We start from the raw sequence: 14624 nt of genomic DNA on the forward strand, positions 1-14624 counted from the left end.
ATGTATAAAAATCACGCGATGAAAAAGAAATTAATTTTAATAGTTAAAAACAAACACCTTAAAGATATACTCGATAGCATTCCATCGAATTGCATTTTAGTAAAGGTTTTGACTGGTATTGGTGCCACTCATCTAGAGATCATAACGCATAGGCACTCCATTATTATAGAGCCTAACGTGCCCGTAATTAAGGGAAAGAAAAAGAAACATAAAGGCAAGATACTTGGCGTACATGAAGGAATCTATCTACCGCAGATCGTCAGTTACCTGAAAGACCCGAAGGTGACGTATAAAAAGATCATGACTACGCCTGAATCATTTCACAAGGTGAAGGAGGCAATAGCAGAGGTCGGCATGGATATGTACCAAGAATTTTTCTTGATGTTTGATGAATGCGACCGCACAAGCAAAGATGTTGACTTTCGTACGGATATCATCCTACCTATGGAAGACTTCTTTAAATTCGAGTCGAAAGCTTTTGTATCAGCAACAGCCACTATACCTAGCGATCCACGCTTCAAAAATCAGAACTTCGAGATATTGGAAGTAGTTCCCGATTTTGACTACGCTAAGCAATTAGACTTGATTCAGACCAACAATCCGTTTGCTGCGCTGAAAAAATTACTGCACGAGGATATAACAGTAAAAGAAGACGAGCAGATCTTTATCTTCTTAAACAGTACCGTCGGTATCATGTCCGTCATAGAACAACTGGAGATACAGAAGCAATCTGCAATATTTTGCTCGAGTAACAGTGCTGAAAAAGTTAAGAGCAGTGCCGATTTAACGGTACATTACGACATAGACGAGCGCAAGTTTAAAAAGTATAACTTTCTTACGAGTCGGTTTTATTCTGCAGTAGATATCAATGTCGTTACAGAACCTCATGTAATTATGCTCACCGATCTAAAAATTGCAGAGCACACCATGATAGATCCGTATTCCGATCTGATACAAATTCCAGGCAGATTCCGTGGTATTGACCTAGCATCTCTAACTTACATCACAAATCACGACACCGAGATACATTACAGAACACCGAATGAGGCTAAAGCATATTTAAATGGGTGTAAGGAAACGTACAAAACTATCCAATCGCTACGCGACGTAAGTACCAACGATGGATCGAAAGAAACACTGACGGAAGCATTAAATCGTATTTCGTATGCGCGATTTGTTAAGGACGACGGAAGATTAAATTACTTCATGGTTGAAAACTATCTTCAAAAAGAAGAACTAAAATCGCACTTCACGGATCCAGAGCTATTAAGAAATGCTTTAAGATCGGAGCACTTGACTAAGCAATTTACATTAAATACGAAAGACTATCTTGTTGCTTTAGATAGTTTCTACCCTCGGGTAAAAGGTGTAAAAAACTATATTGACATTGTGCGCAGTATAGCAGATCGCCTCGACGACATTTACAGCCCAACGCCGGAAGGTTTCTTTATAGACTTTAAAGAAGAGGCTCTCGATCAGCTAAAGAAAAAGCATCCCGATGTAATCGATGCATATCACAAGATTGGAAAAGAACAGCTTTGTAAAATCGCCTACTCAAAAAAACATATTGCTGATGCGATAGTGAAGTATGACAAGGAACATACTGGAGCCAGTAATTATGACTTTTTGGATGAACTGAACTCTACATTTAGCACCAATGAGTTCTATTCGACTGAAATGATTAGAAGTACGTTTAGAAGCTTGGTGGAGAAGTACAATTTGCCTTATTGCAATAAGAAGAAATACATGACAGATTTCAGTCGGTTTTTCAGGCTTAGCAGCAGAACATCGCGAAGTAAGGTGAAAGGCCATGTGATCTTGGAAAGAGTCTTCAATTAAGCGAACATGGCACGGTAGATCGTTAGTCCATGATATTTTATAGGTTTAAGCCTGTTAATATTGTGGACTACGATTTTGCATCTTTCTACCCATTTAAGTAAATAGTCGGATCAACGTACTCCAATTTCCCGACTATCTGTTGAGACTAGAGTTAACTAACAGACTCACTTCAAACATCTTACCCATTACTTTCTTTATCATCGAGCTTCATACAGAAGCCCTTTTTAGATAATCGAAAATCTCACCTAAACCATTCAATAAACTGACTTACCGCACTTTACTTTTAAATGGTAAGTGGCCTGAATTGCTTTTAATACATAATGCCTCAAAAATACACCTGAACCCACTCTATTATTTTCAGATGACATTTGCACATACGCTGCCTCAGAAAATTTCAATTATATAAAATTTAATCCACGGATTTCTAATAGCCCCCACCTTTGTATATACAAGCACACCAAGCCTATCCATCAAACAATCCCCTCAGGTTAACTTGAGAGAATTCATTTTATTAACAAACCTTAAAGCTCATGAAAAAACAAAGTATCATCTCCAACGTGGCGGAGATCAAAGTGCAATTTTTGCCTAGTTTCAAGCCCTCAGAACGACCAACTATTAAAGAATCTACACATGCTTATTCCGTATTAAAAACGCAGTGGGACGAAGGTCTAATGCAGTTCTTGGAAGAGTTCAAAGTGATCCTCCTAAACAACGCTAATCATGTGCTCGGCGTAGTTGATATCGCAATGGGAGGCAAAGACTCCGTTATGGTTGATCTACGTATCATATTTTCGATTGCGTTGACAGCATCCGCATCAAAAATAATAATGGCACACAACCATCCTTCCGGCAGATTATCACCAAGCGGACATGATCGCGCACTTACAAAAAAAGCCATTGAAGCAGGAAAGCTCTTGGATATCGAAGTCTGTGACCATATTATTCTGACTGCTGAATCATACTACAGCATGAGAGACAACGGAGACATGTAACCATTTAAAATATAGGCTTAATGAAATCAAACCAAAAATCTGTATCAACTATTGGATCAATAACTATGTGGATCGTATCTTTGATAGCTTTCCTAGTTGTGATGGAAGTTGTCATACAGATAATAAGCTCCATACTGGCAATGGTATTTATCATTATGATTGTCGTCATTACAGTCGGCTTTATCGCAGTGGTAATTAATAGTATTGTGAAATAGCAATTATCATAAATGAAATTTTCAAACATCTTCGCTCTGAAACTATTGACGGTTTCCGCTAGATGTTTGAAATTTCAATATTGTGTGCTATATTTCAAATGAACTTTGAAGTTCCATTATTCTACTAAAGATGCTATCTTTATTCACGACTTAAATCCGAGATTGCTTATGACGGCACAAACTTCAGAATCGTTTATTTACAAGGGCAAACGATTGGTGGGACTTTGTAGTGAACCTTTACGGTCATATCTTGATAAAAATGGTATCGAATGGCAAGGAGGGTGCTCTGCTTGCTGGCGAGGATATGAGGGCAGTTGGAAAGTGGATGATGACGGAAGATTATATTTATACAACTTGCAAGGGGTCCATCTGATTATAAAAAGTGATAAACGAGCAATATCCTTCAATCACGAGATAGACGTAAGCACATTGTTCCCTAATAAAAATCATGTTTTCGCAGAATGGTATTCAGGTGAAGTAAAACTTGTTGAAAAAATTATTTTTGAACATGGTGACTATTACCATGATAACTATCCGAAGATCTATACCCTCACTTTCGAAAATGGAATATTGATCAAAGAAAATTTAATGGTCAATCAGAATCTTGTAAAAGGAGATTCAATTTTCTCCAGATTCATTAAACAAACCATTTCACAAATAAGTCAAACAATCTTTAAAAAATAATAAAGTACATTATACTGCTATGCTTTATTTAAATATCTTTGCAGTACTTATTGAAAATTAAGCGTTAGCTCAAAGTTCTTGTAAGAAGGAAGCCTAGGAAACTCTCTGAATTACACGTCAAGGACAGTAAAGGTTGACGTTCCATGCATATGCGTGGGACGTAACCTATCTGTTGTATGTGTAAGGCCTTCCTAGGCGCCTCTTCCTGCAATAGCTCTAGGTTATAGTCCCACGCTTATATTATTAACCTTCCGAATCGGGACTAGCCGGAGCCAACACTTAAATAATGTTTAAGACTAAAATTCTTTTGTTTCTGCTATTTGGGCTACTATCATTCGAGCTTGATGCTCAATCAATTTTTGATTCCATGACTTATAAGGCCTTGCCACCGACTCAGGCAATTCCTATAACACCTATGCCGAGTCTCCCACCTCTAGAAGACAAACTTAAGGGAGAATACTATCAACGTAAATCTATAGAACTGTACGAGAAGCGTCTTGAGAATGAAGCTCGAGCACTTAAATTACAAGAACAAAATATCTCAAATAAACGTGTAAATAATAAAGAATTATATGAAATCCAAAGCTTTCGTACAGTAACAAAATCTAACGGAGATTTCATTTCCAGCTCAATGTCGCATAATTCTACTCTCGAGATAGTTGACAATAAGTATGTTAAATTAGATATTCCTAAATTAGACCTTAAAGACGTTTTTATTATTGAAGAAGAGTTAGTTGTGGATGATTTACCGGTCTATAAATTAAGTGGAAGTGAAGATTACATATTCATATTGGACTCAGATAATGAAAAAGTATTATTGGGGTTAGTTCTAGATGGATTAACTCATAATTATATATTGACACTTTTGTTGTGATCGATAGTAAGGTGGTAGTTACCAGCTGCCACCTTGCTATATTGTGCCGATGTTTGCAAATGAATACTTCAGAGTTTGGATTTTAATAACTATACTATCTAAGTAAGAGGATTAAAGATTGTGATTCAATAGACCCTCCTTTCCATCTTTGCGAATTAACACAGTAGACTTCTTGTCGGTTTTAGGGAATTGCATAACCGATCCATATGGAAAATAATGTGAAAAAATTACTAAACGATACTCTAACATATAAAAAGGCAATAAAGATAATACCTTGCTAGGATGTTTACTGAGCACCTTCAATTTGCACTATTCAAAAATGAGGTTATGTCGGTTTTTAAAAATAATAATGAATCAAACTTGCTGTAACAAGCAATTCGATACGAAAAAGAATCTATAGTTCTGGAACCAATGCCATACATAAACTCGATGATTTGTTTCAACATTTTTAAAATAAATTTTCCAGGGAAATGAATTAGACAGCTACTTTCAGCATCTAAATTGAACTTAGCTTTGATTTGAGTTAACTGCGGACGAACCTTCAATCTTTTATCAACCTTGTTAAGTTCCAATGCTACATCTTCAAGATACTCATCGAGCGAATTCTGCTTTAGTATAAAGCAGCCGTCCGAAAAATCAAAAAATCGTTCAAAGCTAACGGAAATATTACTCAATCTCGGGCACCGACTTTGAACTAGTAAAAAAATATAAATTAGATCTTCCAGGGCAGAACCTATAGAACTAATTAAATTATCTATGTTAAGGGTTCGTAAAATAACACTCCTTTTTAACCTTGGTTTCTCGCTAATTATATACTCGACAATCGCATCTAATTCAAATAGATAATTTTCGATAGAATATCTGTTTAAATAAAAAAGATTGGAAAGATTCGTCTTCCTTCCAAATAAATCATCAAAATCTTTGTCCACCAAATAAACTTTCGTCTTGTCGCCAATATTTTTTTCACACTCATCGATGACGTTATCCTTACCGTTAAGCGGAAATATTTTTTCAATCCTGATATCCGGAAAAAGGTTGCATAAAATTCTGTGATAGAAATTCTCTTGGTCACTATCTTCAATATAAAATGAGACATCATTAAATTGTATAAAAAAGATATCTTCGGCAAATCTATAACTTTCGTTCTTTTCAGGAATGCTATCCTCAATTGAAATCATAATTAAAAAGGCATTAAAACTTTACAATAGTCTTTGTTTTTCCCCACAATAGCGGGAGAGTGGGTTGCAAATATTAACTGGGTATCATTAGGCATAATTCTTTTGATTCCATCTATAAAATTTTCCTGCCATTTCGGATGTAAAGACAATTCCGGCTCATCGATTATGAATAAATTACCGAGTTGATGATTGAATTTTATAAAGGTAAATAGGATCAAAATCTGAAGCTCTCCAGATGATAAGTCTTTGATATCTCGACCTTCCATGACAGTCTCTTTTTTTTGATTAATAACTCTGAACTGTAATTTTGAGTTATTTTTATCAAAGTATAACTCTTTTGCTGAATCATTTAAAAACGAGTTTAATGTGTCCAAGTATTGTTTTAAAGGTTCATAAAACTTTTTTGTCTTGGTCTCAAAATCCTCGAATTCCCTTATAAGTTCTCTAATTTTCCTAAACTGATTTAGATTAGTAATAAAAACAATATCTAATCGATCCTTCTTTTCATTAGAATAAAACTGCTTCACCAAGAATTTTAAGTTCACGAAATAGGCTTCGATCTTCTTAAACGCCTCCTCATTCGACTTCACGATGGAGGGATGAGATCGCCTATTATTAAAATTCTCTGCGAAATACTCTTTAACTTTAACCTCCAAAGACTGAACCTGTCTTAAGTTAATTTTCGGTTCATGTAACAATTCATTTATATTTTCAATCGTTAGAGTTTCATCAAAGGAAGATAGCATGATTTTATCATTTAGGCGCTTATTTAGCTCCAAAATGCGGTTCTTATAGCGAGCGTAATGAGCGCTTGAAAGTCGAATAACTCTTTCTAACGGACTTTTTTTTCCACGACTACTTAGCCGTCTACGGAGAACACCCTTATCTTCAACATAAGCTACGTCATTACCCTCTTCTGTATACAAGTTTCGGTCTAAACCAATTACTATAGGATTTGGGATTTCATCAAGAATCATGTTCCAAGACTCAATTTCTTCTTTAACAGGAGACAGCCGTCGATATTCTTCAAGCAAACTTTCTATGTCAATATTTCTTTGAGCAATTTTTTTTGGGTGAATTTTCAAATCTGCCTGTATCTTGTGGTAAACAATATTTTTAGTGATATTTTTAATTTCCAAGGTAACCTCATCCACGTATTGTTTGCTGACGATAACATATAAATCCTTATTGATGACAAACTCGATGCTTAATTCATCAAATTCATTGGTGCATAAATCTGGAAATGAAGGATTTAAAAGCCAATTTATTACGTTCAAAAGACTTGTTTTTCCAGAACCATTTATTCCAACAATAAGGTTTATATCGCTATTGAATTCGACAAATTTGTTTAAATAACCATACAAATTTGTTATCCTAACATTTTTAATAATCATGAATATGAATTTTTATATTTTTCCGGTTCTACTAACATTGGCTCATTTGAAGATGATGTAAAGCTGTATTTCAAACTAACTCAGGTAATAAGGCATTCCGTTCTGGAATTACCGCTGTTAAGATACGCCAAACTAAGCAAAAAAGGAAATAGTATTTCACATACCATTTCCTTTATTTTCGCTTCTTAGTTTGTCATATTTAAAGCTTTGGTAACTCCTCACTTCATAATAGCTTTCTCTGTCTTTTAAACGAGCGAAAACACTCGTTCAAAATCCAACCGCTCTTAGAGTTTGGCTCGCCTGCAGATCGCTCAGGCTACGATGTTGTCATTATTTTAGATGGCTCGAGGCTCAACCCCACGCTGATCAAAAATATCGCCAACAGTCTCCGTATACTTCGTACATATCGCTGAATCATGCTCGCGCATTTCATTTCAGCGACCTTCGCTCAACTCGCAGTCGGCGAGCGAATATCATAACACTGATGCTATGAGAGGATGGTAATTACTTTTCGCTTGGCTTATCCCTTCAACGCATCTATTGAAATTCTCTTTTGTTCGTTCAGAAGTATCGATATCAATTTGAAGTCGAAATGCAAAATTTTCGTCGATGTCAGGACTTGACATCCGCACCACATTAGACATAACAAACCATCTGTTGTGACTGCGTGCCAATTCCGCAGCAGCTATTACACACTTCGCTTTTAAATCTATTCCGATAGGTCTATCGTATAGATCTTTTAATAACATAATAATCACGTCACAGTAATCAAACGAAAAGCTTGAACCTTCGACCCAAGCAACGTATTCTAAGAAAAATTCTATTGACAAATCTCTGTCAATATCAAACATTTTTGCTATCACTTCTTTATTAAGTTCGTAAAAAACACTGTACTTATCTGCTTCCGAGTCTCTCACATAAAATACCAAGTCTTGAAATTTAGATAACGTAAAATCTTGTATTTCTCTTATAGCATTGATATGCTCCTCTGATCCGGATTCTTTTACTTTGAATTGTTTTTTACTAAGAACATATAAAAGGCGAGTTCTCAAAGTTTCAACATTATTAAATCTATGCCTCGGCTCTCTTTTCGTGCATTTATCAACAATCACTCCCATATCTCCAGCGCAAGTATGATTAGCATAGGGAGTACGACGTGTAGTACCAAAAATATCGTGTAATATCGCTCCAAACGCGTAGATATCTGCTCTACTATCAACCGTTTTAAATTCGTTTATCTGTTCCGGCGCGGCATACAATTCGGAGCCGTATCCCAAACCGTTCGAAGAAGTGATCGAAAGAGATAGAATATCCTTATCTTGAGTTATCAGTCCAAAATCTGAAAGCTTCCACAAACCTTCGTGGAAAAGTATATTTCCAGGTTTTAAATCGCGATGTACATACCCAAGATTATGAATACATTCCATCGCATTTAAAATATCAGATAAACCGTTTGGAATTAAATCTGTACCCTTGCACCTTTCTATTTCTTGACCGTAATCATGTGCAATTGGCATCAGATACCAAGGATTTTCAGCCTGTAAATCGTAATGGACAATAGGTATAACATATTGATGGGGCAAGCGTCGTTGGGTTTCTACTTCTCTGATGAACCGATTTTTGAATTTTTCAATTGCCTCTTGGGTCAATCTCGAATCGGGAATAGGACTAAAAGTTTTCCTTGCGTAATAATTACCATCCTCGCATAAAACGCGGTCAATTACTCCAAAACCTCCCCGGTTAATGTTGTCTAAAACTTCTATAATTTTCATAATTTTTAAATAAAGTTAGCTTTCATTGTATCCAAATTGACAATAGACAAAGATCCAAAATCGTTATTTTTCATGTAAACACCGTTATCGACGTTGATGATTGAAGAACGTTGGAGACTATGCGTTATGACCGATCTTGATACAGGCGTATGTCCGTGAACTATTTTCTTTCCGGCAAATGCTGAATTCTCAAATGCAGTTTCGTTAATTTCCCTTGTCCACATCAGTGATTTTGCGTCACTCAGAGGATCATCCAATTTAAAATCAATTCCTGCATGTACAAAGATATAATCATTATGCTGGTGATAAAAAACTGAGCTCTCTATTAAGGAAATATACTCTTTAGGAATTTGATCACAAAAATTCACTTTAAAGCTTAGCAGTGTTTTATCGCCCCCGTTTTTTAACCATATATATTCTTTATCAGGATCTTTAAATGCATCAAGGAGCATCTGTTCATGGTTACCTCTAATGTAAACTATATTATCGAAACCATTACTTTTCAACAATGTTAGTGAATCTAGCACCCCTTTGCTATCCCTACCTCTATCAATTAAATCACCAATGAGTATTAACTTATCTGTTTTTTTTAACGAGACTGACTTTAGAGCTGCTCTAAATTTTTTATCATCTCCATGGATATCTCCTACAACAAATAACCTCATCTACTTATTACAATTTATTAAATACAATATTAAAACTAAATACCGTTTAAAATCCGTTTCGTTTGCCTAACAAGGTTAACAAAAGTCTCTTCCCTCTCAATGGTATCCATTTTGGCAATTGGCCTACTAGGTGAGTTCAAGGCCTGAAATTGGTTTAATTCAGGAAAGTCTTCAAAAAGACATGGCTTTAAAATTACCGATAAAATGACGGCTCCATTTTCCTCTGCAGCCTTCAAAAGGGGGGGGAGTTCATCAGTAGCAATAAACTCAGATCCGAAAAAATCTGTACTAACAAGTAAGATGGCTACTTTTGTACATTCAATGGCTTTTCGAATCTCCTCCTTCCATTTTTGCCCCGGCAGAATCTTACTATCATCCCATAATTCTAACTGTTTGAAAAAGGGCTTGAAATGGCGTTGAATATCTAAAAGAAATTCATTATCGGAATGACTATAACTAACAAAAATCTTGTCTCTCAACTGCTTAGGGTTTGACATTACTCTCTGATGAGCTATTAATGGCAGTTCACCCAGTTCCTGATTAATATAAAACAATAATTTCGATTGCTTGTCTTCGTGTGCGCAGTTTTTTCCAGGTTGCCCACCATGAGCAACTCTTCTATGATCATCCAAATCTAAAACAATCTTTTCTGCAATAGTATCTAAAAATAGCGCCTTACTTTCTGGAGCATAAAAATCATACAGACGTCTCTTAATCTCATGAAAATCCTCTATGGCTTCATTTTTAGAAGAATTTGTGATTTTCCTTTGATAAAACGCGAGGGCTTCCTTTTTGATTATTAATTCATCACTCATAATTAAAAACTAAAGATAATCAACAAAATAATCAGCGAAGTTTCGAACTTTGTAAGAGACTTGTTAACGCTGTTATCTATCGAATATAATAATAATCTAAGCAAAGAATACGAATTTGTCGCGTATAAAAACATAATATATTTGAAATCAACTTAGTATAAGAGGCCGTTCGTATAATTTCCCTATGGTCTCCGCTTATTAAATAAGATCATTAAAACTAGAGACATAATAAAACCATCTAAAAGCAATGTGCGGGATCAAGCAATAAGACACCATCGTACAATGGACTGTATGAATTAGGACAACATAAATAATAGGTTTAAACATGAAAATATCCTGTCCTATAAATGGATAATCCACAACTAAACTCTTAAATTCGTACTAACAATAGAAACAGAAAGGAGGAATACGACAAAGAAAGTGAGACAAAAAATGAGACAAAACAACTCAAAAAGCGGATCAATTTACCGTTTTTCGACAAATAACAACATTAGGACAAAATAACAGATTCAACAACAACTTACCGACAATTTAAAACGGTAATAAACTGACAATAAGTGGCATAAAACAAAAATAGAGGCCTTTTGGACCTCTATTTTCCGGGTAAGTAATGGGGCTCGAACCCACGACCCCTAGAACCACAATCTAGTGCTCTAACCAACTGAGCTATACCTACCGTGATTTTGATGACACAAAAGTAGAACAAATACCCATATCCTCCAAATATTTTAAACAAAATAATGGCTTACCGCAGCAAGAAGTTCATTTTTAACTAGATAATTTTTCAAAGGTTTTTGCCTAAGCAGGGAAGTTCAACGCTTTGACGTGTTAGGTAAGCAGACAGATTCCAAAAAGTAGTGAGCCAACACCAGTTTTTAAAAACTAGGCAAAAAAAACCATCCAAAATAACTTGAAGAAAAATTACAGTAATGGTCCGACCTAAATGACTAGACGACCTGCCTAGTATTTGTGCGGAAAAACGTCAAACTACCTACCAAATACTTTTTAATTCGTGGAGTTCGCCATCCACTAAAGAAGCCGATCCTCCGGATACGCTTAGGCTGTATTGGGTGTTCTTCGGATCTAGATTGTAATTAATGGGCATAAACACCTCGCCATCGCTTGCAAAAATCTCGACACCCGTGCGGTCCACGAAAATAGTTAGTTCTTGCTCGCCGTTGATCAGTGGCGCATGCGCGCGTACATTATCCACGACGAGTTCTTGCTCGGTCACCTGATAGATAATATGTAAACCACGAACGTTGAGATGTATAGTGTGGGCGTCTTCCGGCCTAATACGCAATTTAATCTCCGCCAATTCGCCTTGAAAGGATTTTAACACATTTGCGGATGCCGCGCTAAGTCGACTGCCTTTCAACTTTTGGATATTGGTGCGCAAAGCCGATAGCTCGCTAACAGGCTGGCGAATGATGCGTGTGCCGCGCGCTGTTTTACGTAAGGCTATCGTCATCGGGATACTCATCGATTGGTTAAATGCGCTGCCATCTTGGTTCGTGTGCGTGCGCCACCAGCCGATCTCCACACGACGCCCCTGCGGCTCGTTGCTGAAGGTTTGCGCCGCATAATAGTCTCGCCCTTGCTGACTAAACATACGTTCTTCCTCCGGGATAAAAGTCTTGCCATCGAAGGTGCCAATAGCGTACTGGCTATTTGCGCCTGTAAGAATCCACTTGCGTTCGCCTTTAGCACCCCCTTCTACCGGCAATTCAAAAAATTCCGGACATTCAAACAGGTAACGATCATTCCCCTGCCCGCCCAAGACCTTGCTAGCAAAGATCCAAGACTTCATATCGGTTGACGTAAAAAAGTGCATAGCGTGCTGCTCCCCTTCCTCGCTCACATAGACTACAAGCACCCAATGTTTGGAAGGCTCATGCCAGATCACTTTCGGATCCCGATTACCATCGGTTATCTTATTGATAATCGGTGTTTCCAGTTTTTCAAAACTGCGGCCATCTCGGCTGTGTGCCATACCCTGCGTCCAGCTCTTTTCCGCAGCCGTATAAAACAACGCTAATGCCGGTTCCTTGGTTGACCCAAAGCCCGATGAATTCTTGGTATCTACAACGGCCCCACCGCTAAACATTGTCCCGAAATCGTCTGGATAGAGCGCTTCACCCACTTCTTTCCAATGCACCAAATCTTTCGAAACAGCATGCCCCCAATGCATATTGCCCCAATTTACACCGTAAGGATTGTGCTGAAAAAACAAATGGTATTCTCCCCTATAGTACACCAAGCCGTTCGGATCATTCATCCAGCCTCTTTTGGGCGAGAAATGAATCTGTGCCCGGCGCATTTCCATATACCCCCCTTCATGGCGGTCACTATCAGTTTGCACAATTGGCCGGAAGGCCTCGCTTTGGTCCGGCAAGCCATCCACAGCAACCGTCAACTCATCACCTTTCCAATCGCTGATGTCTAGATAAGCAAACCAATCTGCTTTACCCTCTGCCAATTCTGCCGTAAACCAGCGCACCCTTTTATTGTTGACCAAAATTTCAACTTGTTTTTGCGTACCACCGTTTTTTATAGGGATCTGAAGAAATTGCTTTTCACCAACGAATGTGCTGGAAAACTTGGTCTGCCCTTTGCCAACGCCTATGGCTAAGGTCAGAACAAGAACAACTAACATAGATAGCTTATTCATGGTAGAAGATTTTTAGATGTATGATTAAGAGTCAGTCACAGTTTTGCCCACTTGTTCCAGCGTACGACCCTTTGTTTCGGGCATCATCTTCCACACAAAAAGCAACTGCAATAGCATGAAGCCAGCGAAAATAGCGAAGGTATAACCGCCCCCCAGCATGTCAGTCAGTGCGGGGAAGCAAAACGTGATAATTGCCGCCATTACCCAGTGTGTCAAACTACCTAAGGTTTGCCCTTTGGCGCGCACATCATTGGGAAAAATCTCTGAAATAAACACCCAAATAACGGCACCCTGTGAAAAGGCGAAAAAGGCGATATAAAACATGAGATAGAGCGTCACGGCAACGCCTTCTGTACGCCCTGCAAAAAATGAATAGGAAACCAACGACAGCGATGCGATCAAGCCGACGGAACCGATCAGCATAAGCTTCCGGCGCCCGACCTTATCAATGAAATTGATTGCAATCAAAGTAAAAGCAAAATTCACCAATCCTATCCCTACGGAAGAAAGCAAAGAGCTTTGTGCGCCCAAGCCAGCCATCTCGAATACCCGTGGTGCATAATAAATAATCGCATTGATACCCGAAACTTGATTGAAAACGGCGAACAAGATGGCCAACATGACAGGCACCCGATTCGTCTTTGAAAATAATCGGCCATCACGCTGAGCTTGATTCTGTGCAGCCAGAATTTCTTCAATATCCTCGGCATAACGATCGCCGCTAATTTTCTGCATAACCCGGATAGCCTCATCTCTCTTGTTGCCATGCAAAAGCAACCATCGCGGGCTTTCCGGCACAAAAAAGATCAAAATAAAAAATAGAAGAGCTGGAAATGCTTGGACGCCTAGCATCCAGCGCCAAGACTCTTCGCCAAATTGCCCGATAAAGTAATTGGACAGGTAGGCAATTAAGATCCCGAAGACGACATTAAACTGAAACAAGCCCACGAGTTTACCGCGGGAACCCGCTGGTGAAATCTCCGAGATATAAATAGGTGCCGTCACCGACGAGACGCCTACGCCAATACCACCCAGAAAACGAAAGATGATAAACATACTCCAATCTTGCGCCAATGCTGTCCCGATAGCGGAGAAGAAATACAAACTCGCCACAAAAAACAACGTGTTTTTTCGTCCGAAGCGATCAGATGGATAAGCACCCAAGGCTGCCCCCAATACCGTCCCCAATAGCGCAACAGCCATTGTCAATCCGTGTTGAAATTCGTTGAGCGACCAAAAAACCTGAACGGCTTTCTCAGCACCCGAGATAACAGCCGTATCAAAACCAAACAAAAAACCGCCTAATGCCACTACAAATGACCAGGCTAAAATCGAATTTCTTTGCATTGTAAGTTCCTTCATTGATTAGTTTATAAATTAATGGTATAAGCAGCACTTCCGCATCTAAAACCGAAGAAGATCGGTTATGATAACCCGTAGACAAGCCTATCAAATGCTTGATCACAGGAATTTAGAGGAAGTCCATCTATAAAACTATCAATTTTTAATGAGAAACTTATAGGTT

Annotated in this window: 11 protein-coding genes and 1 tRNA gene; 4 read left to right on the forward strand and 8 right to left on the reverse strand. The window is 38.0% G+C overall.

Going from position 1 to position 14624, the window contains the following annotated elements; all coding sequences use genetic code 11:
* Positions 1-18: 18 nt before the first annotated feature.
* From DI53_RS00915 to DI53_RS00935, 4 genes are all read left to right on the forward strand, one after another.
* Positions 19-1839 (forward strand): hypothetical protein, encoded by a 1821-nt coding sequence (locus DI53_RS00915; protein WP_131555133.1) that lies wholly within the window; start codon positions 19-21, stop codon positions 1837-1839.
* Between the two features lie 530 nt (positions 1840-2369).
* Entirely contained in the window at positions 2370-2831 is a 462-nt protein-coding gene (locus tag DI53_RS00920; RefSeq protein WP_037494323.1) for a JAB domain-containing protein, read from the forward strand.
* Positions 2832-3214: 383 nt separating this feature from the next.
* On the forward strand, positions 3215-3730 hold the full coding sequence (locus tag DI53_RS19460) for a hypothetical protein (RefSeq protein WP_052071917.1): 516 nt from the start codon (positions 3215-3217) through the stop codon (positions 3728-3730).
* A 286-nt stretch (positions 3731-4016) separates the two neighbouring features.
* Positions 4017-4604: a hypothetical protein gene (locus DI53_RS00935; RefSeq protein ID WP_037494327.1), complete on the forward strand. Its 588-nt coding sequence runs from the start codon at positions 4017-4019 to the stop codon at positions 4602-4604.
* Positions 4605-4903: 299 nt separating this feature from the next.
* Here the strand turns inward: DI53_RS00935 and DI53_RS00940 are convergent, their stop codons facing one another.
* From DI53_RS00940 to DI53_RS00975, 8 genes are all read right to left on the reverse strand, one after another.
* Entirely contained in the window at positions 4904-5782 is an 879-nt protein-coding gene (locus DI53_RS00940) for a DUF4435 domain-containing protein (RefSeq protein ID WP_037494329.1), read from the reverse strand.
* Between the two features lie 2 nt (positions 5783-5784).
* Complete coding sequence (locus DI53_RS00945; RefSeq protein WP_037494331.1) at positions 5785-7176, reverse strand: AAA family ATPase; 1392 nt, start codon at positions 7174-7176, stop codon at positions 5785-5787.
* Between the two features lie 473 nt (positions 7177-7649).
* Positions 7650-8948: a protein kinase domain-containing protein gene (locus DI53_RS19465; protein ID WP_052071918.1), complete on the reverse strand. Its 1299-nt coding sequence runs from the start codon at positions 8946-8948 to the stop codon at positions 7650-7652.
* Between the two features lie 5 nt (positions 8949-8953).
* A complete protein-coding gene (locus tag DI53_RS19470; protein ID WP_052071920.1) occupies positions 8954-9613 on the reverse strand; it encodes a metallophosphoesterase family protein in 660 nt (219 codons plus the stop codon).
* A gap of 35 nt (positions 9614-9648) precedes the next feature.
* Positions 9649-10428 (reverse strand): toll/interleukin-1 receptor domain-containing protein, encoded by a 780-nt coding sequence (locus DI53_RS19475; protein WP_052071921.1) that lies wholly within the window; start codon positions 10426-10428, stop codon positions 9649-9651.
* A gap of 602 nt (positions 10429-11030) precedes the next feature.
* Positions 11031-11104: transfer RNA gene (locus DI53_RS00965), tRNA-His, on the reverse strand.
* 315 nt (positions 11105-11419) lie between these two features.
* Positions 11420-13099, reverse strand: coding sequence for a glycoside hydrolase family 32 protein (locus DI53_RS00970; protein WP_052071922.1), 1680 nt, complete (start codon positions 13097-13099; stop codon positions 11420-11422).
* A gap of 24 nt (positions 13100-13123) precedes the next feature.
* Positions 13124-14461, reverse strand: a complete 1338-nt coding sequence (locus DI53_RS00975; protein WP_241462338.1) for a sugar porter family MFS transporter — start codon at positions 14459-14461, stop codon at positions 13124-13126.
* Between the last annotated feature and the right edge of the window lie 163 nt (positions 14462-14624).

The organism is Sphingobacterium deserti (genome assembly GCF_000757725.1).
Classification (GTDB): Bacteria; Bacteroidota; Bacteroidia; order Sphingobacteriales; family Sphingobacteriaceae; genus Sphingobacterium; species Sphingobacterium deserti.